At 74.0% G+C, this 26,936-nt stretch carries 21 protein-coding genes; 11 read left to right on the top strand and 10 right to left on the bottom strand.

From position 1 onward, the window contains the following. Window positions 1-193: 193 nt before the first annotated feature. Window positions 194-1,876 carry a ricin-type beta-trefoil lectin domain protein gene (locus ACFY15_RS15005; RefSeq protein WP_390686892.1) on the bottom strand — a complete coding sequence of 561 codons (1,683 nt, stop codon included), beginning with the start codon at window positions 1,874-1,876 and terminating at the stop codon, window positions 194-196. Between the two features lie 201 nt (window positions 1,877-2,077). Here ACFY15_RS15005 and ACFY15_RS15010 point away from each other — a divergent pair, with 201 nt between their 5' ends. The 10 genes from ACFY15_RS15010 (at window position 2,078) to ACFY15_RS15055 (ending at window position 14,640) form a co-directional block, all read left to right on the top strand. Beyond that, window positions 2,078-2,719: a TetR/AcrR family transcriptional regulator gene (locus tag ACFY15_RS15010; RefSeq protein ID WP_390686893.1), complete on the top strand. Its 642-nt coding sequence runs from the start codon at window positions 2,078-2,080 to the stop codon at window positions 2,717-2,719. A 40-nt stretch (window positions 2,720-2,759) separates the two neighbouring features. After that, window positions 2,760-3,680: a serine/threonine dehydratase gene (locus tag ACFY15_RS15015; RefSeq protein WP_390686894.1), complete on the top strand. Its 921-nt coding sequence runs from the start codon at window positions 2,760-2,762 to the stop codon at window positions 3,678-3,680. Window positions 3,681-3,793: 113 nt separating this feature from the next. Further along, a complete protein-coding gene (locus tag ACFY15_RS15020) occupies window positions 3,794-4,153 on the top strand; it encodes a hypothetical protein (protein ID WP_390686895.1) in 360 nt (119 codons plus the stop codon). A 353-nt stretch (window positions 4,154-4,506) separates the two neighbouring features. Further along, window positions 4,507-5,844 (top strand): ABC transporter substrate-binding protein, encoded by a 1,338-nt coding sequence (locus ACFY15_RS15025; protein ID WP_390686896.1) that lies wholly within the window; start codon window positions 4,507-4,509, stop codon window positions 5,842-5,844. Beyond that, window positions 5,841-6,743 carry a carbohydrate ABC transporter permease gene (locus ACFY15_RS15030; RefSeq protein ID WP_390686897.1) on the top strand — a complete coding sequence of 301 codons (903 nt, stop codon included), beginning with the start codon at window positions 5,841-5,843 and terminating at the stop codon, window positions 6,741-6,743. The genes ACFY15_RS15025 and ACFY15_RS15030 overlap by 4 nt, the downstream gene beginning before the upstream one ends. Next, window positions 6,740-7,615: a carbohydrate ABC transporter permease gene (locus tag ACFY15_RS15035; RefSeq protein ID WP_390686898.1), complete on the top strand. Its 876-nt coding sequence runs from the start codon at window positions 6,740-6,742 to the stop codon at window positions 7,613-7,615. Before ACFY15_RS15030 ends, ACFY15_RS15035 begins: the two co-directional genes overlap by 4 nt. A gap of 33 nt (window positions 7,616-7,648) precedes the next feature. Beyond that, window positions 7,649-10,672, top strand: a complete 3,024-nt coding sequence (locus tag ACFY15_RS15040; protein ID WP_390686899.1) for an alpha-mannosidase — start codon at window positions 7,649-7,651, stop codon at window positions 10,670-10,672. A gap of 163 nt (window positions 10,673-10,835) precedes the next feature. After that, a complete protein-coding gene (locus tag ACFY15_RS15045; protein ID WP_390686900.1) occupies window positions 10,836-12,851 on the top strand; it encodes an FAD-dependent oxidoreductase in 2,016 nt (671 codons plus the stop codon). Window positions 12,852-12,914: 63 nt separating this feature from the next. Then, on the top strand, window positions 12,915-13,328 hold the full coding sequence (locus ACFY15_RS15050) for a PaaI family thioesterase (protein ID WP_390686901.1): 414 nt from the start codon (window positions 12,915-12,917) through the stop codon (window positions 13,326-13,328). A gap of 4 nt (window positions 13,329-13,332) precedes the next feature. Next, window positions 13,333-14,640, top strand: coding sequence for an MFS transporter (locus ACFY15_RS15055; RefSeq protein WP_390686902.1), 1,308 nt, complete (start codon window positions 13,333-13,335; stop codon window positions 14,638-14,640). A gap of 22 nt (window positions 14,641-14,662) precedes the next feature. Here the strand turns inward: ACFY15_RS15055 and ACFY15_RS15060 are convergent, their stop codons facing one another. The 6 genes from ACFY15_RS15060 to ACFY15_RS15085 all read right to left on the bottom strand — a co-directional run bounded on the left by ACFY15_RS15060 (window position 14,663) and on the right by ACFY15_RS15085 (window position 21,370). Further along, the gene (locus tag ACFY15_RS15060) at window positions 14,663-15,130 is read right to left on the bottom strand and encodes a hypothetical protein (RefSeq protein WP_390686903.1); all 468 of its coding nucleotides are present in this window, start codon (window positions 15,128-15,130) and stop codon (window positions 14,663-14,665) included. Window positions 15,131-15,296: 166 nt separating this feature from the next. Then, entirely contained in the window at window positions 15,297-16,862 is a 1,566-nt protein-coding gene (locus ACFY15_RS15065) for an alpha/beta hydrolase (RefSeq protein WP_390687057.1), read from the bottom strand. A gap of 178 nt (window positions 16,863-17,040) precedes the next feature. Beyond that, complete coding sequence (locus tag ACFY15_RS15070) at window positions 17,041-17,499, bottom strand: hypothetical protein (RefSeq protein WP_390686904.1); 459 nt, start codon at window positions 17,497-17,499, stop codon at window positions 17,041-17,043. 112 nt (window positions 17,500-17,611) lie between these two features. Continuing rightward, window positions 17,612-18,682: an SCO0930 family lipoprotein gene (locus tag ACFY15_RS15075; protein ID WP_390686905.1), complete on the bottom strand. Its 1,071-nt coding sequence runs from the start codon at window positions 18,680-18,682 to the stop codon at window positions 17,612-17,614. A gap of 148 nt (window positions 18,683-18,830) precedes the next feature. Further along, a complete protein-coding gene (locus ACFY15_RS15080) occupies window positions 18,831-20,291 on the bottom strand; it encodes an NADH-ubiquinone oxidoreductase-F iron-sulfur binding region domain-containing protein (RefSeq protein WP_390686906.1) in 1,461 nt (486 codons plus the stop codon). Continuing rightward, window positions 20,288-21,370, bottom strand: a complete 1,083-nt coding sequence (locus ACFY15_RS15085) for a hypothetical protein (RefSeq protein WP_390686907.1) — start codon at window positions 21,368-21,370, stop codon at window positions 20,288-20,290. The genes ACFY15_RS15080 and ACFY15_RS15085 overlap by 4 nt, the downstream gene beginning before the upstream one ends. A 513-nt stretch (window positions 21,371-21,883) precedes the next feature. Between ACFY15_RS15085 and ACFY15_RS15090 the strand changes: the two genes are divergently transcribed. After that, a complete protein-coding gene (locus tag ACFY15_RS15090) occupies window positions 21,884-23,092 on the top strand; it encodes a PucR family transcriptional regulator (protein ID WP_390686908.1) in 1,209 nt (402 codons plus the stop codon). A gap of 79 nt (window positions 23,093-23,171) precedes the next feature. Here ACFY15_RS15090 and ACFY15_RS15095 read toward each other — a convergent pair whose 3' ends face one another. From ACFY15_RS15095 to ACFY15_RS15105, 3 genes are all read right to left on the bottom strand, one after another. Then, window positions 23,172-24,569 carry a DUF1996 domain-containing protein gene (locus tag ACFY15_RS15095; protein WP_390686909.1) on the bottom strand — a complete coding sequence of 466 codons (1,398 nt, stop codon included), beginning with the start codon at window positions 24,567-24,569 and terminating at the stop codon, window positions 23,172-23,174. Window positions 24,570-24,583: 14 nt separating this feature from the next. Next, entirely contained in the window at window positions 24,584-25,297 is a 714-nt protein-coding gene (locus ACFY15_RS15100; protein ID WP_390686910.1) for a DUF4142 domain-containing protein, read from the bottom strand. A gap of 269 nt (window positions 25,298-25,566) precedes the next feature. Further along, on the bottom strand, window positions 25,567-26,925 hold the full coding sequence (locus tag ACFY15_RS15105) for a radical SAM protein (RefSeq protein ID WP_390686911.1): 1,359 nt from the start codon (window positions 26,923-26,925) through the stop codon (window positions 25,567-25,569). Between the last annotated feature and the right edge of the window lie 11 nt (window positions 26,926-26,936).

Below are 26,936 nucleotides of genomic sequence, written 5' to 3' on the forward strand. Positions count from 1 at the left end.
GCACTCCTGTCGGCTCGCCCGGCCCGTGGGCGCCGGAAGGGGCGGCCGCAGGATCGTTACGGCTGCCGCCCCCCGCTGTCTCCCGGCCAGTGAACCGAGCGCCCGTGCCGGGCGGGGCCGCCCGCCGGGGCGATTCCCCCGGACGAGTGAACCCCGCCCGCCGCCGCGGCCCCCGGACCGGCGCTCCGCGCCGTCAGACCGGCAGGGACCAGGCCTGGTCGGCGCGGTGGTCGCCGCAGCCGGCCAGCCGCAGCCTCTCGGCCGGGGCGTCGGCCGTCGCGGGAGCCGGGGGAGCCGTCAGGCACGTCCCGCTCGACTCCTCCACCAGGGATCCGTCACGCCGGTGCCGCCAGCTCTGCCCGGCCCGGCGCCCCGGCGCGCAGTCCGCCAGCCGCACCAGCCCCCCGCCGCCCGCGGTGAGGCACTGGCCGGCCAGCCTCAGCCGTCCGCCGCCCAGGGTCCAGCGCTGGTCGGCCCCGGCGGTGCAGGCCGCGAGGACCACCGCACCGACGCCGCTGGTACTCGCCCCGTCGGCGCACTTCGCCCCGAGGCCGTTGATCTGCCCGGTGGGCACGGCCTCGGCGCAGCCCCGCGGGGTGAGCCGCCACACCGCCGTGTCGTGCGCGGCGAGCCGCCCGGTCAGCGCGTCGCCGACCTTCGTGCGCTTCCCGTTCCACAGGTCCTCGGCGTCCACGGCGCAGGGGGCGGGCAGCCCGATGTCGGCCAGTGGCACGGACACGGCCCGCGCGGCGGCGGAGCGGTTGAGCACGGCCACGGCGCGGTCCCCGTTCGCGAGCGGCCGGACCAGCACGTCGAAGGCGGCGTTGGAGGAGACGACCGCGCCCTGGCGGCCCAGCGGGTCCTGGTCCAGCGCGATCAGGCGGGTGTTCCCGAGGGCCGCGAGTCCGCCCGGGCTGAGCGAGGCGACGTCGGAGGACAGGATGAAGGGGGCCGCCATCATCGCCCACAGCCCCACCTGGCTGCGGCCCTCCGCGTCGCTCAGCCCGGGGGCGCCCGCGATCAGGAAGTCCGGGTCGTTCCAGTTGCCGGGGGCCGCGTACCGGCCGAGCCAGCGGTTGTACCCGTAGTTCCCCAGCACCGAACCCCAGCGCGAGGTCTGCGGGGCGGCCGGCGCGTAGACCTTGATGTCCTTGCCCTCGCGCCACAACTGGCCGCTCTCGCCGACCCAGTCGAGGACCTTGTGCCAGTCGGAGCCGCCCCACTCGCCCTGCTGGAAGTAGGCGGGGGCGGAGGCGGAGAGCACCATCGCGCGCCCGCTGTCGCGCAGCGCCCGGGCCACCGAGCCGTACGCGTCCCGGTAGGCCTGCTCCTTCGTCTTCCCGGGCGGCACCCACAGGTTGCAGCCGTCCATCTTCACGTAGTCCACGTTCCACGAGGCGAACAGCCGGGCGTCGCGGGCGTAGTGGTCCGCGCCGCCGCCTTCGGGGGAGCCGCTGCCGGGGTAGCGCTCGCAGGTGAGGGAGCCGGCGTCCTCGTAGATCCCGAACTTCAGCCCCTTGGCGTGGAGGTGTTCGCCGAGCCAGGCCATGCCGTGCGGGAACTTCACCGGGTCGGCGACCAGGTTGCCCTGCGTGTCGCGCTCCTTGAGCATCCAGCAGTCGTCCACGGTGACGGTGTCGTACCCCTTGGCGGCGAGGCCGCTGGAGACGAGCGCCGCGGCGTTGGCGACCACCTTCGCCTCGTCGATGTCGCACATGTAGTGCGCCCAGTTGTTCCAGCCCATGGGCGGGGTGAGGGCGAGCGGGGTGTCCGAGGTCACGGTCGGCTCCGCCGTCGCCGGGGCGGGGCAGAGCGCGAGGGCGAGCAGGGCGGCCGCGGTGAGACAGGGGAGTGAGGCGCGCAGGCGTGGCGGCACGGGGTCTCCTTGGCGTGGTGTACCGACGGGGATCGTGCCTCAGTGCAGCGGTGCGGCTACCCGCTGTCAACAGCAGCCGATGTGTATGCCCCGATGACCAGCAATTCGGCCGCAGCTGCCGTCACGCGGCCCTGCCGGGGCCGCGGGGAGGGGAGCTGTCGGGACGCGCTGTATGTGACGGTGGCTGATACGGTGTATCTCATGCCGAGACGATCAGCGGCCCTCGACCGCGCCACCCCCGAGGCCATCGCCGTCGCCGCCCTGCGCATCCTCGACGAGGAAGGGCCGGCGGCCCTGAGCTTCCGCGCCCTCGCCGACCGCCTCGACGTCTCCCACGCCACCGTCCAGCGCCGCTGCACCGACCTCGCCGGCCTGATGGACCTGTGCACCGAGCACCTCGCCGCCCGGCTCCCCGACATCCCCGCCGGCACCGACTGGGCCGAGGCCGCCGAACTGCGCTTCGGCGCCCTCTACCGGCTGCTCACCGCCCACCCCGGGCTGCTCGTCCTGCGCGGCGGACGCCCCTGGCTGGGCCGCCAGCTGCTGTCCCGGCTCGTCGAACCCGCCCTCGCCGACAGCGTCGCCGCCGGGATGAGCCCCGCCGAGGCCATGACGGTCTACCGCCGGATGTACCTCCTGACCCTGGGCAGTGCCGCCTTCGTCGACCACCGCGACCCCGCCGGGGCCACCGCCGCCTCACGGGCCGCGCTCGCCGCGCTCGACCCGGCCGAGTTCCCGGTCCTCGGCGGCGCGCCCGCCGAGCTGCTGCCCCCGCTGACCGACCACGAGGTGTACTACGGCGCCCTGCGCCAGCTCATCGCCGCCGCCCGGCCCACCGCCTGAGCGCCCACCGCCCCGCACCACCAGAGAGGCCCGCCCCGCCATGGAACAGCAGCTCGACCACGCCGCCGTCCGCGCCGCCGCCGTCCGCACGGCCGGCGCCGTCCGGCCCGTCGCCGTCGCACCCGCCGCGGAGGGCCTCTGGTTCGCCCTGGAACACCTCCAGCACACCGGCTCCTTCAAGGCCCGCGGCGCCCACAACTTCCTCGCCGCCCACCGCGAGGCCGGGGCCCTGCCGGCCGCGGGCGTCACCATCGCCTCCGGCGGCAACGCGGGCCTCGCCTGCGCCTGGGCGGCCCGCGCCCAGGGCGTGCCCGCCACGGTGTTCCTCCCCGTCACCGCCCCGCGCGTCAAGGTGGAGCGGCTGCGCGGCTACGGCGCCGACGTACGGCTCGTCGGCGACCGCTACGCCGAGGCCCTGGAGGCCTGCCACCGGTTCGCCGCCGACAGCGGGGCCCTGAGCAGTCACGCCTACGACCACCCGCTCATCGCGGCCGGCGCCGGAACCCTGCTCGACGAGATCCGCGCCGCCCTGCCCGGGCTGGACACCGTCGTCGTCGCGGTCGGCGGGGGCGGGCTGTTCGCCGGAGTCGCCACCGCCGCGCGGGCCCACGGCGTACGGGTGGTGGCCGTCGAACCGGAGCGCTGCCGGGCCCTGAACGCCGCCCTGGAGGCGGGCCGCCCCGTCGACGTGGCCGTGGACTCCGTCGCCTCCGACTCCCTCGGCGCCACCCGGGTGTCCGCCGACGCCCTGGCCGCGGCCCGGCAGGACAACGCCGTGTCCGTCCTCGTCCCGGACGGGGCGATCACCGCCGCGCGACGCGCCCTCTGGGAGGAGCACCGGATCGTCGTCGAGGCCGGGGCGGCGACCGCCCTCGCGGCCGTGCGCACCGCGCCGCGGCCGCTGGGCGAGCGGGTCGCCGTCGTCCTGTGCGGGGCGAACACCGACCCCGGGGACCTCTGACACCGAGGCGATCGTCGCCCCGGCCTGCGACTTTCGAGTACGGCGCGCCCGCCCCGGCCCCTGCGAGGCTCCGTGGTGTCAGAAGGAAACACGAGGGCACGGAGGAACGGTTCATGGCGCAGCGCAAGGGTTGTCTCATCGGCTGCGCAGTGGCGCTGGTGCCGGCCGCCGGAGTCCTCGTCGCCCTCTTCCTCGGCCTGGGGAAGATGGTCGACGTCGCGGGGAAGATCCTGCTGGACCCGACGGTCTACACATCGGTGAACGTCGGCGACCCCGAGGGAGAGGTCCGCGCCAAGCTCCCCTCGGGCGATACCTTCGTGAGGACCGCCCTCAAGGAAGCCGGGCCCGCCGAGCCCGCGGGCAGCGTGTGCGCCTGGTACGTGTCCACCGACGACAAGGCCACCGAGGACGTGCTCCGCTTCTGCTTCAAGGACGGCAAGCTGGCCGAGAAGGCCCGGTACCGCATGAAGTGAGCGCCCCGCGCCTCCCTCCCGTACGGCGACCCTCATTGCGGTAAACCGCATTAGTGCGCCGCGCCGATTCGCCGTCGCGGCCTTCCGGCGGACCGTCGATAAGAAGTCGAATCCGGGCCGGGAAGCCCCTCGGGCGGCCCGGGTCCGATGAGGGCGCAAAGCCCCGCGCCAAAGCGCAGCAGTCCAGTTCGGGACCGTCGGGACGGCCCGGCTCCCGCCTTCTGCCGACGGCCCCGGACGCGGGTTCCCCCGGCCATCGGGATTCCGGCCGCATTGACGCGCCCGGCGCGTGGGGACAGCCTGAGGCACCGCCCTCCGGCGCCGGAGCCGGAACTCCCACGAAGGCGGCGACGATGACCCGTTCCCACCCGATCCGCACGGCCGTCGCCACCGCGGCGGCCGCCGGCCTCCTCTCCCTCTCCGCCTGCGGCCTCGGCGGCGGCAGCGGCGGCGGCGCGGGCGAGGCGCACAGGACCGGCAGGGTGGCCGGGGAGATCACCTTCCGGACTCTCCAGCTGAAGCCCGTGTACACGGCCTACGTCCAGGGGGTCATCGACTCCTTCGAGCGCGAGTACCCCGACGCCAAGGTGAAATGGGAGGACGTCCCGGGCGACGGCTACAACGAGAAGCTCGTCGCCGACGCCCGGGCCGGGGCCCTGCCCGACGTGGTCAACCTCTCCACCGACTCCTTCCAGCTCCTCGCGGACCGCGGCATGCTCGCCGACGTGGCAGCCCTCGACGGCGGGCTCGCCAAGGAGTACGTCCCCGGAGCCTGGGAGCAGTTCAAGCTGCCGGGCAAGGGCGACGGGGTCTACGCCTACCCCTGGTACGTGACCCCCGAGATCCTCACCTACAACCAGGACCTGTTCACCGCGTCCGGCCTCGACCCCGACCGGCCGCCCACCACCGTCGAGCAGTTCTTCGACTGCGCCGAGCAGATCGCCGCGCGCTCCGGCGGCCGGTACGCGGCCTTCATGGCCGACCCCAAGGGCCGGCTGCCCGGCGACTGGCAGAAGATGGGTGTGCCCCTGCTCGCCCCGGCCGGCGACCGCTTCACCTTCGACACCGACCGGGCCGTCGCCTGGGCCGAACGCATGAAGGACCTGTACGCCAAGGGCGCCATGCCCAGGGAGTCCCTGCTGAAGGCCGACGACATCAACCAGCTCTACGGCAGCGGCAGACTCGTCTTCGGCCCCGGCTCCCCGGGCTTCGTCAAGGACATCAAGGCCAACGCCCCGCAGGTCTACGCGAAGACCAGGGTCGCGGGCGCGGTCACCGGCACCCTCGGCCACATCGGGATCTACGCCCAGTCCCTCGGCATCCGCAAGGACACCGCGCACCCGGACGCCGCCGCGGAGTTCGCCGCATGGGTCACCAACGGCCCCAATCAGGTGGAGTTCTCCCGCCGGGCCACCATCTACCCCTCCAACGCCCGGGGCCTGGCCGACCCCCGCTTCGCCGACCGGGGCGACGGCAAGGACGCCGAGACGCTGGCCCGCGCGATCGGCGCCGAGCAGCTGAGGACGGCCGCACTCGACGCCAACACCCCCGTCCAGTGGACCAGCCAGGTCGGCGACGCGGTCACGCGCGAGATGCAGAAGGCCATCATGGGGGAGCAGGACGCCCGGACGGCCGTGCGCAAGGCCCAGGAGGAGGCCAACCGGCTGCTGGTCGCAGCGGACAAGAGGTGACGGCGCCGCAGGGCGCAGGGGGGCTGCCGCACCGCAGGTGGTGGAGCCCGTACCTGTTCCTCGCACCCGGGCTGGCCGCCGTACTGCTGTTCAGCCTGTGGCCGTTCGTCAACACCGTCGTCCTGTCGCTCACCGACGCCCGGGTCCTGGACGGCGGGAGCTTCGTCGGCCTCGCCAACTACCGGCGGGCCCTGGCCGACCCCGACTTCTGGACGGCGGCCGCCAACAGCGTGCTCTACCTGCTGGTCGTCGTGCCCTGCCTGGTCGTGCTGCCGCTGGGGCTGGCCGTCCTGGTCCGGCGGGAGGTCCCCGGCATCGGCCTGTTCCGGTCCGCCTTCTACACGCCGGTGATCGCCTCCGCCGTGGTCGTCGGCCTCATCTGGCAATGGCTGCTGCGCAGCGACGGGGCGGTCAACGCCGTCCTGGGCCGGCTGCGGCTGGTCTCGGAGCCCGTGCCCTTCCTGACCGACGGCACCCTGCTGCTGGCCTCCGCGATGATCGTCACGGTGTGGAAGGGCCTGGGCTACTACATGGTCTTCTACCTGGCCGCCCTCGGGAACGTGCCGGGCGCGCTCCACGAGGCGGCGGCCCTCGACGGGGCGGGCTCGGTGCGCCGGTTCGTCAGCATCACCGTCCCGTCGGTGAAGCCGATGATGCTGCTGGTCGGGACCCTGTCGGCGATCTCGGCCCTGCGGGTGTTCACCGAGGTCTACATCCTGGGCGGGGAGAGCGGCGGCCCCGGCGGCGGCGCCCGCACCCTGCCGTTCCTGATCCGGCAGGTCGGCCTGGGCTTCGCGGGGGAGACCGGCTACGCCTCCGCCCTCTCCCTGCTGCTGTTCCTGCTCACCCTGGCCTTCAGCCTGCTGGGCCGCCGGCTGGCGAAGGGCGACGAGGCATGAGCGGGCGCCGGGACACGGGCCGGCGACGGGACACGAACGGGCGACGGGGCACGGGCAGGCGCCGGGCCGGCCTGGCGGCCCGCTACCTGACGCTCTGCCTGGCCCTCGTGGTCACGACCGGCCCCCTCGCCTGGCAGTTCCTGACCTCACTGCGCGGGCGCGGCGAGAACGTCTACGAGGGGGTCCTGCCGGCCCGGCCCACCCTCGGCAACTACGTCCGCGTCGCCGAGTCCTTCCCGCTGCTCCCGTACGCGGCCAACACCCTCGTGGTCGCGGCCCTCGCCGTCACCTCGAACCTGGTGTTCGCCGCCATGGGCGGCTACGCCCTGTCCAGGGAGGGCTGGAGGGGCCGCAGGGCGGTCTTCACCGTGCTGACCGCCACCCTGATGTTCCCCTTCGAGTCCGTGATGATCTCGATGTTCCTCACCGTGCGCGGGATGGGCCTAGTCGACACCCTCCTCGGCGTGTGGCTGCCCGGCGCGGTCTCCGTCCTCAACATCATGATCATGCGGGCGGCGTTCCTCGCCGTCCCCAGGGAGCTGGAGGAGGCCGCGGTGCTCGACGGGGCGAACGAGTGGACCCGTTTCACCCGCGTCTTCGTCCCGTCGGCCAGGGGCGCCCTGGCCGTGGTGTGCATCACGAGCTTCATGGGGGCCTGGGACGACTTCCTGTGGCCCCTGATCGTCCTGACCGACAGCGAGCACTACACCCTCCAGCTCGGCCTGAAGAGCCTGGCCGGCGCCACGACCGTCAACGACCAGAGGCTGATCGCGGCCGGGGCGATGGCCGCCCTGCTGCCGATGATGCTGCTCTTCCTCGCCCTCCAGCGCTTCTTCTTCCGGGGCGTGGGCGAGGGAGCCGTCAAAGTCTGAACCGCACCCGACCCTCCCCCTGGAGCCGCCGTCATGCACGACGACCGCAGCATCACCGAGCAACGCCTCCGCCGGGTCCTGGGCGAACGCATCAGGCCCGCCGTCCGCTCCCGCACGGTCCCGCTCACCGTGGAACGCTGGGACGCCCCCGGGGAGCCCGTCCCCGTCGCCGAGGCGCTGGCCGCCGCCTACGCGCCCTGCGCGCCCGGCGACGCCTGGGGCCCGGCCTGGGGCACCACCTGGTTCCGGGTCACCGGCGCCGTGCCCGCCGACTGGGCGGGCCGCACCGTCGAGGCCGTCCTCGACCTCGGCTTCGACCGGATGATGCCCGGCTTCCAGTGCGAGGGCCTGGTCCACCGGGCCGACGGCTCCGAGGTCAAGGCCCTCAACCCGTACAACGACTGGGTGCGCGTGGCCGACCGGGCGGCCGGCGGCGAGCGGATCGAGTGGTATGTCGAGGCCGCCGCCAACCCCGTCCTGGTCGAGCACCGCCCCACCGCCGAGGGGGACCGGCTGACCAGCGGCGACCGGCCCCTGTACCGGCTGGCCCGGATGGAGCTGGCCGTCTTCGAGACCGAGGTCTGGGAGCTCGTGCAGGACCTCGACGTCCTCGAAGGGCTGATGGGCCAGCTCTCCGAGGACGACGCCCGCCGCCACACGGTCCTGCACGCCGTCGCCTCCGCCCTCGACGAGGTGGACCTCGACGACGTCCCGGGCACGGCCCCCGCCGCCCGCGCCCGCCTCGCCGGGGTGCTCGCCGCCCCCGCACACGCCTCCGCGCACCGCATCAGCGCCGTCGGCCACGCCCACATCGACTCGGCCTGGCTGTGGCCGCTGCGCGAGACGGTCCGCAAGGTGTCCCGGACCGTCTCCAACATGGTCGCCCTGATGGACGAGCACCCCGAGTTCGTCTTCGCCATGTCCCAGGCCCAGCAGCTCGACTGGATCAAAACCCACCGGCCCGAGCTCTTCGAACGGGTCAAGAAGAAGATCGCGGACGGGCAGTTCGTGCCGGTCGGTGGCATGTGGGTGGAGTCGGACACCAACATGGTCGGCGGCGAGGCCATGGTCCGCCAGTTCCTCTACGGCAAGAAGTTCTTCCTGGAGGAGTTCGGCATCGACACCAAGGGGGTCTGGCTGCCCGACTCCTTCGGCTACACCGCCGCGCTGCCGCAGATCGTCCGGCTGGCGGGCAACCGGTGGTTCCTCACCCAGAAGATCTGCTGGTCCCAGACCAACCGGTTCCCGCACCACACCTTCTGGTGGGAGGGCATCGACGGCTCCCGCGTCTTCACCCACTTCCCTCCCGTCGACACCTACAACAGCGACCTCGGCGGCGCCCAGCTCGCGCACGCCGCCCGCAACTACCGCGAGAAGGGCCGGGGTTCACGCTCCCTGGTGCCCTTCGGCTGGGGGGACGGCGGTGGCGGCCCCACCCGCGAGCAGCTGGCCCGGGCCCGCCGCCTGCGGGACCTCGAGGGCTCCCCGCGGGTGGAGATCGAGCGCCCGGACGCCTTCTTCGACCAGGCCCGCGCCGAGTACGGGGACGCGCCGGTCTGGGCCGGCGAGCTGTATCTGGAACTGCACCGCGGCACCTACACCTCCCAGGCCAGGACCAAGCAGGGCAACCGCCGCAGCGAGTCGCTGCTGCGCGAGGCCGAGCTGTGGGCGGCGACCGCCGCCGTGCGCGTCCCCGGCTTCGCCTACCCGTACGAGGACCTGGAACGCCTCTGGAAGACCGTCCTGCTCCACCAGTTCCACGACATCCTGCCCGGCTCCTCCATCGCCTGGGTCCACCGCGAGGCCCGCGAGACGTACGCGCGGGTGGGGGAGGAACTGCGCGCCCTCACCCTGGCCGCGCGGACCGCCCTGGCGGGGGAGGGCGGGCGGGAGCTCGTCTTCAACTGCGCCCCGCACACCCGGCGCGGGGTCCCGGCCGGCGGAGCGGACCTCCCCGCCGCGGCCCCGCAGCCGGTCACCGTGGAGGAGCGGCACGGCGGCGGGTACGTCCTGGCGAACGGACGGCTGCTGGTGGAGGTCGACGGCCGCGGCCTGATCGTCTCCGCGTACGACCTCGAACAGGGCCGGGAGGCCGTCGCCCCGGGCGCCGCCGCCAACCTGCTCCAGATCCACCCGGACTTCCCGAACATGTGGGACGCCTGGGACGTGGAGGCCTTCTACCGCAACAAGGTCACCGACCTCGACGCGCTCGACACCCTGGAGGTCTCCGGGAGCGGCCCCGACGCCTGCACCGTCGCCGTCACCCGGTCCTTCGGCTCCTCGGCCGTGTCCCAGACGATCACCCTGCGGGCCGGGGCCAAGACCGTGGACCTGGTCACCGAGGTGGACTGGCACGAGACGGAGAAGTTCCTCAAGGCGGCCTTCCCCCTCGATGTGAAGGCCGAACGAAGCGCCTCCGAGACCCAGTTCGGCCACGTCCACCGCGCCACCCACACCAACACCTCCTGGGAGGCCGCCCGGTTCGAGATCTGCGCCCACCGCTGGATCCACGCGGAGGAGCCCGGCTGGGGCGTGGCCCTGCTCAACGACTCCACGTACGGCCACGACGTCACCCGCGACGTCCGCCCCGACGGCGGCCAGACCACCACCGTCCGCCTCTCGCTCCTGCGCGCCCCGCGCTACCCGGACCCGGAGACCGACCAGGGCCGCCACACCCTGCGCTTCGCGCTCGCGCCGGGCGCGGACGTCGGGGACGCGGTGCGCGAGGGCCACGCGCTCAACCTGCCCGAGCGGGTCCTGCGCGGAGCGGGCCCGGTCGCGCCGCTGCTGTCCGTCGACAACGACGCGGTCGTCGTGGAGTCGGTCAAGCTCGCCGAGGACCGGGGCGGCGACGTGGTCGTGCGGCTTTACGAGTCCCGGGGCGGCCGCGCCCGGGCCGTCCTCACCGCCGGCTTCCCCCTCGGCGCGGCGACCGAGACCGACCTGCTGGAGCGCCCCCTGCCGCCCACGGCCGTCGGCGCCGCGACCCCGTCGGGGGAGGTCCCGCTGAACCTGCGCCCGTTCCAGATCGTCACGGTCCGCCTCCGCCGCTCCTGACGGGTTCCAGCCCGGGGCGGGTCCGCCCCGCCGCCCCCGTGGCCCCGGCCGCGCGGGCGGCGGTGCCGTGAGAGTCGCCACAGCTCTTTTGCACCTAGTTGCAAAACCGTCTCCCGCTCCCTTACAACAGGGGTCAGGACACCGCGCGAGGAGACACACACCCATGAGCCCGTACCCGCACCTGCTGAGCCCCCTGGACCTCGGCTTCACCACCCTGCCGAACCGCGTGATCATGGGCTCGATGCACACCGGCCTGGAAGAGCACCAGGGCGGCTTCGCACGCCTCGCCGCCTTCTACGCCGAGCGCGCCAAGGGCGGCGCCGGCCTGATCGTCACCGGCGGCATCGCCCCCAACGACGCCGGACGCCCCTTCGAGGGCGGCTCCCGCCTCACCACCGAGGAGGAGGCCGCCGAGCACCGGGTGATCACCGACGCGGTGCACGCCGAGGGCGGGAAGATCGCGATGCAGATCCTCCACTTCGGCCGCTACGCCTACCACAAGGACCTCGTCGCCCCCAGCGCGATCCAGGCCCCCATCAGCCCCTTCGTCCCGAACGCGCTCTCCGACGCCGAGGTCGAGCGCACCGTCGAGGACTTCGTCCGCGCCGCCCGCCTCGCCAAGCTGGCCGGCTACGACGGCGTCGAGATCATGGGCTCCGAGGGCTACCTGATCAACGAGTTCATCGCCGCCGCCACCAACAAGCGCACCGACCGCTGGGGCGGCGCGTACGAGAACCGCGTGCGCTTCCCGCTGGAGATCGTCCGCCGCACCCGCGCCGCCGTCGGCGAGGACTTCATACTGATCTACCGCCTGTCCATGCTGGACCTGGTCCCCGGCGGCTCCACCCTCGACGAGGTCGTCCACCTCGCCAAGGAGATCGAGGCGGCCGGCGCGACCATCATCAACACCGGTATCGGCTGGCACGAGGCCCGCATCCCCACCATCGCCACCTCCGTCCCGCGCGGCGCCTACACCTGGGTCACGCAGAAGCTCATGGGCGCGGTCTCCGTCCCGCTGGTCACCAGCAACCGCATCAACACCCCCGAGAAGGCCGAGGAGATCCTCGCCGACGGCCGCGCCGACCTGGTCTCGCTCGCCCGCCCCTTCCTCGCGGACGCCGAGTTCGTCGCGAAGGCCGCGGCCGGCCGCCCCGAGACCGTCAACACCTGCATCGGCTGCAACCAGGCCTGCCTCGACCACACCTTCAGCGGGAAGATCACCAGCTGCCTGGTCAACCCGCGCGCCTGCCACGAGACCGAGCTCGTCCTGTCCCCCACCCGGACGAAGAAGACCGTCGCCGTCGTCGGCGCCGGCCCGGCCGGCCTCGCCTGCGCCGTCTCGGCCGCCGAACGCGGCCACGCCGTCACCCTCTTCGAGGCCTCCGGCCACATCGGCGGCCAGCTCGACATCGCCCGCCGGATCCCCGGCAAGGAGGAGTTCGAGGAGACCATCCGCTACTTCGGCAACCGGCTCGAAGCCCTCGGCGTCGACGTGCGCCTGGGCACCCCGGCCGACGTGGACACCCTGCGCGGTTACGACGAGGTCGTCGTCGCCACCGGCGTCACCCCCCGCACCCCCGCCATCGAGGGCGTGGACCGGGACAACGTCGTCAGCTACCTCGACGTGCTCCGCGACGGCGCCCCCGTCGGCGAGCGCGTGGCCGTCGTCGGCGCCGGCGGCATCGGCTTCGACGTCGCCGAGTTCCTCACCGACAGCGGCGAGGGCGCCTCCCAGGACCCCGCCGTCTACTTCCGGCACTGGGGCGTCGACACCGCGTACGCCGGCCCCGGCGGCCTCACCGCCCCCGAGCGGCCCGCCGCCCCGCGCAAGGTGACCCTCCTCCAGCGCAAGACCACCAAGGTCGGGGCCGGCCTCGGCACCACGACCGGCTGGATCCACCGCGCCGAGCTCAAGCACCGCGGCGTCGTCTCCGTCGCCGGCGCCACGTACGAGCGGATCGACGACGAGGGCCTGCACATCACCGTCGACGGCGAGCCGCACCTGGTCCCCGCCGACACGGTCGTCCTGTGCACCGGCCAGGAGCCGCGCCGCGACCTGTACGAGGCGCTGCGCGCCGAGGGCATCGAGGCGCACCTGATCGGCGGCGCCGACGTGGCGGCCGAACTCGACGCCAAGCGGGCCATCCGCCAGGGCACCGAGCTGGCCGCGGCCCTCTGAGCCCCTGATCCCTCCGGCGGAAAGGCAGTTGTGGCGGCCCGGCCGGGCCGCCACAATCGCCGGGTGACGCTCACACCCGCAGAAGCCGACAGGATCCTCGCCGACAACTTCGCCCCCTGGGTGCTCGCCCTCGGCCTCACCGTCGAGGAGACCGGAGAGCGGCACGCCGTCCTGCGGCTGCCCTGGTCCGACTCCCTGGCCCGCGACGGCGGCGGCCTGTCCGGCCAGGCCCTGATGGCCGCCGCCGACACCGCCACCGTCATCGCGGTCTCCGCCGCGCGGGGGGCTTACGGACCGATGACCACCGTCCAGCAGTCCACGAGCTTCCAGCGGCCCGTCGTGGGCGCGGACGTGCTCGTCACCGTCCGCGTCACCAAGCTCGGCAAACGGATGGCCTTCGCCGACGCCGCCATGACCCCGGTCGGCGCCGAGGACCCCGCCGCCACCGCCTCCACCGTGTACGCCCTGCTGGGCTGACGGGGTGTCGGCCCCCGCCTCCCTCCGGCGCAACCGCGACTTCACCGTCTTCTGGATCGGCCAGGCCCTGTCCGTCATCGGCGGCTCCCTCACCCTGATGGCGCTGCCCGTACTCGTCCTGCGCGCCACCGGGTCGCTCGTCCAGATGGGCCTGATCACCGTCGTCTCCGGGGTGACCGGGATCCTCACCGGGCTGTTCGCCGGCCATGTGGTGGACCGTTCGGACCGCCGCCGCCTGATGATCGCCTGCGATCTGCTGCGGGCCGTGCTGCTCGGCGCGGTCCCCCTGGTCTGGCTGACGGCCGGCCCCCGCCTGTGGGTGCTCTACGTACTGACCGCAATGGTCACCGCCCTCAAGACGGTGTTCGACGTGGCGTACGTGACCGCCGTGCCGCAACTGGTGCGCGGCGAGGACCTCACCGCCGCCAACGGCCGGCTGATGGGCACTTTCGCCCTCGGGACCCTGGTGGGACCCGTGGCCGCGGGGCTGCTCACCGCCGAGGCCTCCGCCGAATGGGCGCTGGGGGTGGACGGGGCCACCTTCCTGGTCTCGGCGCTCAGCCTGCGCTGGGTGAGCTTCGGACGCCACGCGGTGCCCCCGGACGAGACCCCCGCCCCCGCTCCCGGAGGCGCCCGCCTGCGCGAGACCTTCGTCGTGGGCTTCCGCTTCCTGTGGGGCCACGCCCTGCTGCGCCCCCTGACCCTCCTGCTCACCCTGCTGACCTTCGTCACCATGGGCGCCACCGACCTGCTGATCTACCGGGTCGAGGAGGACCTGGGCCACGGCCCGGCCACCCTCGGCTACGTGCTCGCCGTGAGCGGGGCGGGCGTCATCGGCGCGGCCCTCGCGGCCGGCCGGCTGCGGCGGGCCCTCGGCTTCGGGCCCTGCTGGCTGGGCGCCGTCGGGATGATCGCGGTGGCGGTCGCGGGCATCGGCCTCAGCCGCAGCGTGGCCGTGATCGCCGTACTGGCCGCCGTGTTCATGTTCGGCACGACCCTCGGCGGGGTCTGTTCGATGACCCTGCGCCAGGAGGTGACACCGGACGCGCTGCTCGGCCGGGTCACCTCCGCCTTCTGGGCGGTGCACAACGCCGGCGGCCCCGTGGGCGCGGCCGTCCTGACCCTGACGGGCAAGCACTACGGGGTGCCGGCGGCGAGCCTCGCCGGCGGCGTCCTGTGCCTGCTGATCCTCGGCGCGGGGCTGGCGACCCCGCTGCGCGGCGGCCGCCCGGCGGCGGCCGCGCCGCCCGGGGCGCCCACTCCGGCCGGACGCGGGGCGCGGCGGGCGGAGGAGACGGCGCCGGGGGCGTGACGGACGCCCCCGGCGGCCGGTATCAGATGTCGATCACGCGGTAGGCGATCGTGTACACCCCGCCGGAGCCCTCCAGCGAGCGGTACTGCACCTCGCCGTTGAACTCGCTGCCGGTGACCAGGGTCGCGCCCAGCTTGTCGTCCGCGCTGGTCGTGTCGTAGTCCCACAGGGTCAGGGTGCGGGCCTGCTGCTTGCCGAGGATCAGGGCGCTGTTGCCGTTGCCGTCCGCCAGCGAGCGCACGTAGCCGGTGCCCATCGTCTGGTACTTGACGTTGTTGCCCGGCCAGACCTTGACCTGGTTGCCGTTGGCGTCGGTGATGTTCAGGTACGCCTCGTCGTGGTCGCCCTCGCTCTGCTGGTGGCAGGTCAGTTCGAGCAGCTCGATCTTCACGTAGTCGATCGGCTCGGCCTGCGCGGTCCCCGCGAAGCCCGCGAGGCTGCCCAGGGCGATGAGGGAGGCGGCGGCGAAGCGGGCGGTGATGCGGCTCATGGTGGAGTCCCCCGGTGTCGGTTCCGTCCTGCGGGCCGCCGTGGCGGCCCGGAGCGCCGGTCCCCCCGGCGCGTTCACCACGATGCCGCGCCGGACGGCCCCCGCTCCACGCGCGTTCCGCTGAGCGGAACTCCGCGCGGGGCGGGGGCCGGAGCCGGAGCCGGGGTCAGAACCGCTGCGGTCCGGCCGGCAACGGCAGCGGCTCCCCGCCCGGCCGGGCTTCGCGCCGCCGGTCCGGCGCCGGCACGGTCGTGCAGGCCACGTCCCGCGCGGGCAGCCGGCCGGTGGCCAGGTAGGAGGTGACGGGGGCGTTCACACAGGAGCCGGGCTCGCTCAGGTACACCGTGTGCCCCTCCCCGCCCCGGGCGAGGACCATCCGCGAACCCCGCAGGACGGAGTGCAGGCCCAGCCCGCTGACCAGCGGGGTCTGCGAGTCCCACTCGTTCTGCACGGTCAGCGCGTCCGCCCGGGTCCGCATCGGCGTGGCCGCCTCGGCCGGCCGCTGCCAGAAGGCGCACGGCTTGATGTTGGAGGCCATGTCCCCGTAAAGCGGGTACCGGGCCTTGTCCCGCTCCGCGTCGCGCCGGTACTGCTCGGGATCGCGCGGCCAGGCGTCGGTGTCCCCGCACACCACCGACCAGAACACGGCGGTGGCGTTGTCCGAAGGGGGCTCGGCGGAGCCGCGCAGGGCGGCGCGCACGTCGGGCACGGCGAGGCCCTGCGGCGGCGGGGTGCCGTCGGCCGCGGCCTTGAGCGCGCTGAGGGCCGGGGCCGCCTGGGCCGGGGAGAAGAACAGCGGCCGCCCCCGGCGGATGTCGTCACCCGTGATCTTCTGGCCCTGGAACTCGACCGGGTCGCGGTCCGCCCGCGCCACCAGCCCCCAGAAGGTGGCCGACACCGCCTCCGGGGTGGCTCCGAGGTGGTACTCGGCGTCGCGCTCCGCCGTCCACCGCGTCCAGCGGGCGAACGCGGGCTCGGCCTCCGAGGCCCACACCTGGAGCATCCCCCGCCAGATCCGCTGCGGGTCCACCGCGCTGTCCAGCACGAACCGGTCGGTCCGGGACGGGAACATCTGGGTGTACACGGCGCCGAGGTAGGTCCCGTAGGAGTAGCCCAGGTACGAGATCCTCCGCTCGCCCAGGACCGAGCGGATCGCGTCCATGTCGCGGGCGGTGTTGCGGGTGGTGATGTACGGGAGCACCGCGCCGGCCTTCTCCCGGCACTTGTCCGCGACCGTGCGCGCCCAGGCCACGTCGGAGGGGAAGGCCTCGGGCCGGTAGGCGCGCTGGAACTCCTTCTCCGCGTCGGTCAGTCCGCAGCCGACCGGGCTGCTGGCACCGACCCCGCGCGGGTCGAAGCCGATCAGGTCGTACTGCTCCCGGACCTCCGGGGGCAGGGCCGCGCCCGCCGTCAGCGGCAGGTCGAGGCCCGGGCCGCCCGGGCCACCGGGGTTCATCAGCAGGACGCCGTGCCGCTTGGCCGGGTCCGGGCTCTTGACCCGGGATATCGCGAGGTCGAGGGTGCGTCCCCGGGGCTGCCGGTAGTCGAGCGGCACCGTGAGGGTCGCGCACTCGTACGAGGCCGGCTGCTCGGCACTGCACCGGTGCCAGGCGGGTTTCGCCGGCCGGTACTCCTGGACGGCGGGGTCGGCGGCGGCCGGGGCGGCGGTCAGGAAGGGCAGGGAGCCGGCGAGCAGACCGGCGGTGGCGAGCAGGGGTGCGAGGCGTTTCATGCGCGGCACGGGAGGGTCGTTCCTTTCGGCGGACGACGGTTCCCTGACACCTTGGAGCACGGCGGGGCGGAGCGAATCATCCCTCGCGGTGGCTCTCGTCCTCCTCACGAATGAGGGGATTTCCGGACAACTGGCCTACGCGCTGCGGGGGTTTGCGGGGCCCCGCCCGGACGCGCGCTCAGTGCCCGGTGTGCTCCGCGCCGGTCTCGACGCTGCCGCCGAGGCGCCCGCGCAGGCCGGCCAGGGCGTCCGCCGACTGCGCGGTGACCACCCAGCGGTCCCCGACCAGGTAGACGCCGCCGTACGGCTCGGCCTCGGCCAGCCACGAGTGCAGGCCCTCCTCGGCGCGGAAGGTGGTCATGCGGTAGGTGCCCTGGGCGGTCTCGCAGGCGCCCTGGCGCAGTTCCTCGGCCTGGGTGCCGAGTTCGGCGGTGCAGCCCAGGGCGGTGGCGATCTGCTCGACCGTCGCGGGGGCGGCGGGGGCGGCGGGGGCGGCGGTCGAGGCGTGGGCGGCGTGCTCCGCGTGCGCGGCCCCCGGGTGGGCGGGCGCGCCGGCGCAGGCACCGGCCGCCGACACGGCGCACAGGACGGCGCCCAGGGCGAGCGCCCGGCGGATCCGGCGGTCGGACGGGAACATCGGCAACCTCACGGGAGGGTCGAGGGGGAGGGGACCGTGGTGCCCGGCGGGGGAGGGGGTGCCGGGCACCACGGGATCGGGGGTGGCGTGCGTCGGGGGCCCGCCCGGCGGCCTAGCCGGCGGCCTTCGCCTTCTTGCCCTTGTCGGTGACGGCAAACCAGAGGCCCTGCTTGCCCTGCCCGTTGACGTCGCCCGCCTGCTTGTCACCGGTGAACGTGTAGACGGGCCAGCAGTCGATCGTCAGCTGCTCCGAACCGTCCGGGCGTTTCACCGTTCCGACCAGTTCGGCGGGAATTCCGGAGACCTCCGACTTGTTCACCGGTTTGGCGGGTTTCCAGGTGTCCAGGCAGGCGTCGAGGCAGCCGAATTTCATCGGCCAGGCGCTGTCCTTGTCGAAACGGTAGAGCGTCCAGCCCTCCGCGTTCTGCAGAATTCCGCCCAGCTGTGCGTTCTGCCGGACCGAGAGCGAGACCTTCTTCCCGTCCGCCGAGGTATTCGCCCCGGCCCCCAGGTTCGTTCCCGCTCCGGAGCCCATTCCCGAGCCCATGTTCATCCCGTTCATCCCGGAACCCGAACCCGAGCCGGAGCCCGCGCCCTTGCCGGCCGCGGCCGGCCTGCCGTCGGGTCCCAGGACGTGCCAGGTGCCGCCGACGCCCTCGCCGAGCGCGTCGCCCGCCTTGGCGTCTTTCGCGTAGCGGTACACCGGCCAGCCCCCGAGCGTCAGCTGCCGGGTGCCGTCGGCCCGGGTGACCGAGCCCAGCATCGAGGCGTCGACACCCGCCCCGGCCTGCGCGTCGTCCGCGAGGACGACCGGCCAGGCCCTGGCGCAGTCGCCGTCGCAGTTGGACTTCGGGGGCTTGGCCGTGTCCTTGTCGAAGCGGTAGAGGGTGAAGCCCTCGCCGTCGGTGACCCCGGAGCCGAGGCCGGCCGTCTCCTGCACCTTCAACTGCCCGGCCGGGCCGCTCTTCGCGCCCCCGCCCGCCGGGGCGTCGGCGGCCCCGCCGCCGTCACCCGACCCCGATCCGTATCCCGACCCGTACAGGTCGAGCTGTTTGCTGTCGCTCACGGGCTTCACAGCATTCCCCTTCGCAGTGGAATTCCCGTCGGCACCGCACCCGGCCGTCAACAGCAGTACCGCGACCGCCGCCGACCCGGCGATCATTTCACGGCGCATTGTCTTCACGATCTCTCCTTGAGGTTCTGGTTCGATCCCGTGGGCTCACTGCCTTCGACATTGATACGGGGCCCGGGCCGGTCGGAGTCGAATTCCCCGGGAATTTGTCAGATCGCGACAGGAATGAACTCGGGCCCCCGCCGCGCCCGTGCGCCCCTCATTCCCGGAAGCGCAGCGCGAGCGCCGGACAGCGCCGCACCGCGCGCAGCGCCTTGGGCCGCAGCCGCGCGGGGACCGGCATGGAGGCCTGGGCCGGGTAGCCGTCCGCGTCGAGCCGTACGACGTCGGGGAGGACGTCCACGCACAGCCCGTGCCCCTTGCACAGCGTCCAGTCCACGACGAGCCGCTCCTCGCCCCCGGCGGCCTCCTCCCGGGGCAGGGGCAGCGCCCCGGTCACCGGCCGGCCGCAGCCGCTGCCGAGGGCGTGGTCGCGGAACTCCTCGGGGAAGGAGGCGAGCGCCGAGGCCACGAAGTGCGAGGTGCCGTCCGGATGGCTGCACGCGCCGCGGCGCCGCACCGCTCTCATCCGGGCCTCCACGGCCTCCAGCGCGGCCCGGCCGCCGCCCCGGACGGCGTCGTCCAGTACGTCGGCCAGCCCGGGCAGCCCGCGTACGCACGGCCCGCACTGCCCGGCCGACTCGTTGGCCATCCAGCGCGTCACCGCCGCCACCTCCCCGGCCGGGCAGGTCTCCTCGGGCAGTGGCAGCACCGCCCCGGCACCCAGCACCGCGCCGAAGGCGGCCAGGGACTGCCGGGACAGGCCCGCGGAGCGGGCCGCCCCCGGCTCCAGCCAGCGGCCGTGGTATCCGCCGACCAGCACCCCCTGGCCCACGCCGCTCCCGCACAGGTCCAGGACGTAGGCCAACGAGGTGCCGGACGGGGTCTCGACGACCGTGGAGCCGGCGACGGTGAGCAGTACCGTCCCCGGCTCCGAAGGCAGGCCCACCGAGCGGTAGCCCGCGGCGCCCAGCCGGGCGGCGACGGCGAGCTGGGCGTAGGTCTCGGTGTTCGACAGCAGGGTCGGCATCCCGCCCAGGCCCCGCTCGCTGGTGCGCACCCGCTGCCCGGACGGCAGCGCCGGCCCGCCGTTCAGGCCGCTGACGAGGGCGGTGCCCTCGCCCGTCACGAACCGCTCGGGGAGCCGGGCCACGCGCACGCGCCGTCCGCCAGGGCCCCGTTCGTCGACGGCGTCCCGCACCGACTGCTCCACGTCCGCCCGGGTGACGGCCACCACCACCTCCTCGGCGGACACGGCGGACGCGGCCAGCAGGGCGCCGTCCAGCACCAGGTGCGGCGCGTGCAGCAGCAGCGCCGTGTCCTTGAGACAACTCGGCTCGCCCTCGCTGCCGTTGACCACGACAGCGGTGGCGGACTCCTTCTCCCGGGCCGACCGCGTCACGGCCTGCAGCTTGCGCGCGAAGGGGAACCCCGCGCCGCCCCGCCCCCGCAGGTCGATGTCCGCGGCCAGGTCGACGAGTTCGTCGGGGTGGAAGCGGGGCAGCGGGCCGTGGGACGCCAGGTGGGCGTCGCGGTCGAGCCACCCCGTCCGGTCGAGCCCGGCCAGCAGCCGGGGCGCGCCCACGCAGCCGAGGCCCGGCCGCTCCGCCGGGCCGCTCACAGCCGCCCCTCGAAGTCGGCGAGGCGCCCGCCGAGCGGTCCGCCGCTCCCGCCGCCCGGGTCCATCGGAGCCGAGGCGGCGGCCGCGTACGGCTGGACTCCGGGCCGGGCGCCGCCCGGCCCGGCCGCGGAGCGCTGCCCGGGGACGGCCGGGACCTCGGTGAGGGGCATGTCCTGCACGAAGTACGCCGGCTCGCGCGGGGATTGACCTGCCGACGGCTCGGGGGCGGACTGCGGCGCGGAGGTGCGCGGGGCGGCGGCCGGACGCGGCGGAGCGGCCGGACGCGGGGCGGCGGCCGGACGCGGCGGAGCGGCCGGACGCGGGGCGGCGGCCGGACGCGGGGGAGCGCCGAGCCGCCGGGCGCGCAGGCGCAGCACGATGACGCCGGCGACCCCGGCCAGGCACAGGGCGTACGAGGCCGTCACCCAGGGGTCCGCGGCGCGGCCGGCCTTCAGCCCGTGCACCAGCGAGGCCCCCCATGCCGGGTAGGCGCCGATGTGCAGCGCCCGCCACCACACGGAGCGGTTCTTGACCGCGAACACACTACGCACGGCGCCGGAGACCGCGACGGAGACGAAGAGATATCCGGCCAGGGTGCCGAGGCCGATCAGGACGGGCCGGTCCGCGTCGGCGAACGGCAGGAACGCGCCCGCCGCGGTGGTGCGGCCCTGGGCGACCTTGACCCAGACGTGCAGGGCGAGGAAGCCCAGCCCGGCCACGGCCAGGCCGCGGTGCACGCCCTGGGCCAGCAGCCGGTGGCCTGAGCCGAGGACCGCCCGGTCGGTGGCCGCCAGGCCCCACAGGACGGTGGCGGTGAGGCTGACGAGCGAGAGCACGCCCACACCGAAGTCGAGGAACTCCCACAGGTGGGACAGGGCTCCGGCGCGGACCGTCACAAGCAGCGAGACGGCGGCGGCGCCGGCGGCGAAGAGCACGCTGGGGCGCAGCCCGCCGGAGGCGGGCAGGAGCGGGGGCCGCCGGACGGCCCGCCGTCCCGCGGCCTGGGCGGCCGCCGCCGCGTGGCGGCTCCTGCGTCGCGACCGGTGGGAGCGGGGTATGTGAGGCTGGGGCAGGGGCATCCAGTTCTCCTGTGCACCGGGGCTCCGAGCACAGTCCACCTGGCGCTCGGCACCCGGGGTCGTGGTGGTGACGGCCGGCAGCGCTGTGGAATTCCCGCGCCGGCCGAAGAGGCTCGGGGCCGGAGTGCAGCAGCATCGTGGAGCTACGCAGCATCTCCACAGGATTTATCTAAACGTGATAATTTCTCGCACCGCGTCTCCGGCGCATCGAACAACGCCGGAAGATTCCCCTCCAGTGGAGGTCGTGACAGGCCACCGCGTCGCGCGCCATCCATGCGTCCCCGGGGGCAAAATCAAGGCAAACCCGGGGGGAGCAAAAGTGGCCGGAACCCTCCAGAAGGGCGCGCGGGGGCTGCAACTCTCTTGACAGGCAGGGTGGTTGGCGAGGCAGACCATCCTGGCGGGCTTGTCGCTCCTCCACCGGACAGGCCTCACCCCGGCAAGAACGAGGAAACGATGTGCGAACTTCTGAACCGCATCTGGTCCCGCCCACGAGGAGAGTGGACGCGTGCCGTGCGCAGGGAACTCCCCGCACTGGCCGCGGAGATAGTGGAGGAGCTCCTGCATGGAATTCCCGGATTTTCCGCACTTGTCGACGGTAACGACGCCATCGACGACGATCTGATCAGACATCGGGTGGAAGAGGCGCTCCTCACCGCCCTCGGCTACCGCGACGAAGCCCACCGCGAAGAGGGCGAGGACAAGGACGTCCTCGCGGCCGGCCTCGGCTGCGGGGACGGCGTCGGGGAGGCGGCCGGACCGGACGCCGGACACGACGTCCGGCACGACGGCCGCCGCGACGACCCCCGCGAGGACGCCCGCGGAGCGGCCCGCGGAGACGGCCACACGCACGGCCACACCCACGGCCACCCCCACCACGGCCACGCGCACACCCACGGGACCCGGCAGGAGACCCCCGCCGCGCCCGACCGGGTGCGCCAGGAGCTCTTCAAGGCCCTCACCGACGACCGGGCCGCCTCCCAGGACTCCCTCGACGACCTCGCCCGGGCCGCCGGCTGGGCCCTTCCCGCCGCCGTACGGGCCGTCGCCCTCGCCACCCCCGGCGAGGCCCAGCAACTGTCGGCCGTCCTCGACGACGCCCTCGCCGGCATGTTCGCCGGCCGCCCCTGCCTGCTGCTCCCGAGCGCGGAACCGGACGCCCGGGCGGCGCTGGAACCCACCCTGCGCGGCCGCCTGGCCGCCGTCGGCCACGCCGTCCCCCTCCGGGACACCGCCTCCTCCCTGCGCTGGGCCCTGCGCCTGCTCACCCTCACCCCCGCCCGCGCCGGCGTCGACGCCCGGGCCGTCTTCGTGGACGACCACCTCTCCACCCTCCTGCTCCTCCAGGACGAGCCCCTGGCCCACGCCCTGGCCGCCCGCTGGCTGCGGCCGCTCGCCGACCTGACCCCGCGCCAGAGCGAACGGCTGGAGGTGACCCTGCTCGCCTGGCTGGAGGGCGGCGGCGCACCCGAGGCCGCCAAGGCCCTCAACGTGCACCCGCAGACCGTCCGTTACCGGATGCGCCAGCTGGAGAAGCTCTTCGGGCCCGGGCTGCGCGACCCCCGGACCCGCTTCGAACTGGAGATGGCCCTGCGCAGCCGCCGCCTGATGGCCCAGGTGCGCCGCCAGCACTCCCGGGTGGCCCGCCGGGCCGCCCGCGTGGTCACCGCCGACTTCACCCCCCTGGTCGTCGGCCGGATGGCCCGCGTCAACGGCCTCTGACCGGGGCCGCCGGCCCCGTGCACACGGCCGGCCCGGAGCCGAGGGGCTCCGGGCCGGCCGTTCGCGTGCGGGGCGGGGTTCAGCGGCAGGACCGCCCGCTGTTGATGCAGCCCACCGCCCGCGCCATCAGGCCGTCCGACATCACGTTGATGAAGTCCCCGTGGTCGGTCACCGGCTTGTGCAGCTGCTCCGGGAAGCTGTCCACCGCGAACCGCGCCCCGGGCGCGATCCCGTAGGTCACCCGCTCCACCAGCTGCGGAACGGCGGTGAAGCCCTTCTTGCAGCGCCCGGAAGCGTCCGGGAAAGCCACGTGCGTACGGTGGTTGGCGCTGTCGGTGTTGCGGCCGTCCCAGCAGCTCTGGAAGGTGAACGTGCGCACCACGTCGCTGCCCTTGGGGCAGACCGGGTACTTGTCCTTCAGCTGCCGGTCCTCGAAACCGGTGCAGCTCCAGGAGGCGTTGGCGTTGGCGGTCCCGTTGCTGAAGGCCTTCGCGTCGCCCGTGATGATCCTCAGGAACCGGGGCATCGCCTTGACCTGGCCGACCGGGCTGCCCTTGAAGCTGATGCCGACCTGCTTGGGCCGCAGGATCGTGCCCACGTTGGCGTCCTGCCCGCCGCCCGGCGCCTTCGCGTCGCGCTCCGCCTTCCCGTCGCGCAGCCGCAGCACCGGCCAGTAGTAGGTGGACTGGTCGCCGTTGGCGCAGGTGGTCCCGGAGGCGGCCAGGCTGTTGTTCGTGGAGAAGGCGCTGGTCGTCTTGTTGCCCACGTAGTCGTGCATGTGGTGCGCGCCGTTGGAGACGCCCGGGGCGACGATCACGTTGTCCGGGTTGAAGTGGCCGTTCTCGTTGCGCCCGCACTCCGAGGTGAACGAGCCCTTCGACGCGGCCGCCGACTGCGCGGGGGCCTTCACGTTGGGCCGCACCTTGGTGATGTCGACGAAGTCGCTCTTCGCCGGCCCGCCCTTCTGGCCGATGCTCCGGGCCCCGTCCTGGGCGGCCCCGGACAGGGCGGCGGGCTCCGCGGCGGCCGCGTCGTCCTGCGCCGGGGCCTCCTTCATCGAGCACCCGCTCAGCGCCCCCAGCCCGTCGGGGCGCCCGCCCGAGCGGCCTATCGCGTCGGACACCCTGGAGATGGTCGTGCCGCGCTGGTCGCGAAGCCGGCCCAGCAGGGCGTCCTGCTGCGTCTTGCCCTTGACCTGTCCTCCGGCGAGCTGGCGGTAGGCGTCGGCCACCTGGACGTCCAGCTGCGCGAGGTTCTCGTCCACCTCCGCCCTGGCCTGGTCGGGGACGTTCGTGAGCTTGTCCCCGACGTCGGGGCAGTCGATCGTGGCCGTCACCTGTCCGGTACGGGAGGCGTCCTGGCCGGCGTTGGCGTTCCCGGCGACGATCGCCACCCCGCCGCCGCCCAGCACCAGGGCGCTGACCACGGCCAGGAGCTTCTTCGACAACCGGGGGCGCCTGTGGCCCTGCTGACTCATGCGATCACTTCACTTCAGTTCGTCGGTCGGACATTCGGAGGGGTCGAGGCCCCCTGGGGACGGGCGGGAGCGGGGGAGGAGGGCGACGGGCCCGCGTCGGAGAGGGAGTCGAAGTCGACGAGGCCGGTCTCCTCCAGGACCGTGATGTGGTCCAGGACGGTGGTGTTGGCCGAGGTCGCGAGGGCGCGCACCATGGAGTTGCGGGTCTGTGCCCGTATCTGCGCCAGCAGGGCGAACACCTTGCCGTGCGCCCGCCGCAGCAGCTGCACGAACAGCCGCTCGTACTCCGGCCCCTGGGCGGCGGCCAGCTGGTCCAGCCACGCCTGCTGCTGCGCGGACGGCCGGCCGGGCAGGTCCATCCCGAGGGCCTGGCCGACCTGGAGCACCTGGCGGTCCAGTTCGGTGTGGCCCTCCACCAGGTGCTGCCCGGCGGTGCGCACCGAGGGACGGGTCCCGCGCTGCTGGGCCTGCCGTCCGGCGGGGAGCTCCCACAGGCCGGCGAGCCGCACCTTGCGGACGAAGTCCCGGTCCACGGCGCTCAGCGGCCCGTACGCCGTGCTCATGGTCCCGGCGCCGTCGTCCTCGACCCCGGCGGGCAGGGCCGCCGACCCCGTCGGCGCCGCGGCCGCCCGGTCGCCGAACTTCGACACCGGGATCAGCAGCGCGACCAGCGTGACCACCAGCGCGCTGATGACCAGGCCGCTCCCGATCGTGTATCTCGTGGCCACGGACAGGCCGCCGGTGGATCGCCGCCGCAATGACAGCACACTGCCTCCTCGATCGGTGGGCTGGGGTGGCACGGGACGCTAGTGCCCGCCGGGGCGCCGTCGCGGAAGGACCATCACCATCGGACAAACATCCGCGCGGCCCGCCGAAACGCTGCTACCTTGCCGCGTTCCGGAAGCGGGACCGGCGGCCCCCGAGCATGGCGAAGGGGCCCGGTCCGTGCGGACCGGGCCCCTGGGCGGTGCGGGGGGAGGAGCGGAGGGAAGTGGGGTCAGCGGGCGGCGGGCGCGTCCTCCCCGGGCTCCTCCAGCCCCTCCAGGCTGTCCATGAACGAGCTGACGGAGAACACCGCGCGCCCGGGGCCGGCCGGCCCGTAGCCGGGCGGGGAGCTCAGGCCGAACTCCTCCAGCGTCGCCCGGTAGGCCTCGAGGAGCCGGATGTGGTACTCCAGCGGGGCGCCCAGCGGGTTGGCCTTGCCCAGCGGGGTCGTCGGCTCCGGGCACCAGGTCGTGAAGCGCGGCACGACGCCGTGCGACATGAAGAACCGCAGTCCCTCGGTGGTCGAGTCGATGGCCTCGCCGACCTTCGTGAACCCGAAGGGCTCGGCCATTTCGATGCCCGCCACGAAGTTGGGGATCACGTGGCGGGGCCCGAACACCTCGGTGGAGTCGAGGATCCTGCGGTGCCACTCGTCACGTCCCACGTACCGTTCCTTGCCCGGGCAGTGGAGCTGGAACAGCCGGCGGTCCCACACCTCGAAGTTGGGGTGGTAGATCCGGACGCCGTGGTCGTGGAAGCGCTGCACCGCGTCGCGCGGCAGGGCCTGGGCGACGACCTTGCCGATCCAGCGGCCGGGGAAGCGCTCCTCGATGGCCTGTGCGTAGTGGCCGTAGAAGTCGGCCTCGTCGCGGCCCCCGACCTGCGAGGTGATGGACCCGCCGGTGAGCGTGTAGGCGCGCGAGGTGCCCGCCGTGTCGTACCGGTCGATGATCTCCAGGGCCTCCAGCACCTCCTCGACCGGCTTCACCCCGGTGTAGGGGCGGCCCGCCGCCTTGTGCTGGCGCCAGTTGTGGTTGATGTCGCAGAACTGGCACTCCTCCTTGGCGCCGAAGTACTGGCACACCCGGAAGACGGTCAGGTAGATCAGGTAGCCCCACTGGATGGTCGGCGCGACCTCCATCACCGACTTGCCGTTCGACAGCTTGTGCCGGTAGTACTCCGGCATCGGCGGGAGCCCGACGTCGGAGATCCGCACGCCGTCCAGGTACAGGCCGAGCGTGCCGTCCTCGCCGCCGCGCACCACGTACGGGGAGTCCGGGTTGACCCGTACGGACACCACCGTGCGGCGCAGCCCGTACGGGCCGCCGGTGAGCACGATCTCCTCGGGCGGCCGGTTGAGCGCGGCGGCACCCAGCTCCGGCAGGGTGCGGTGGTCGAAGGAGAAGATGAAGTACGACTTCGGCTTGACGTCGCCGCCGCCCGGCCCGTCGGCACCGCCGCCGCTGAGCGCGGACTCGTCGAAGGCCATGCCGCCCCGCAGCAGGTCCTCCTTGATCACGGCCTCCCGCGGCACGTGGGGGAAGCGCTCCATCAGGCCCTCGACCAGTGCGGTACGGGTCTGGCTTGCCATGTGAACTCCTC

Origin of the sequence: Streptomyces sp. NPDC001373 (assembly GCF_042895815.1) — a bacterium.
In the GTDB taxonomy this organism is placed as follows: Bacteria; Actinomycetota; Actinomycetes; order Streptomycetales; family Streptomycetaceae; genus Streptomyces.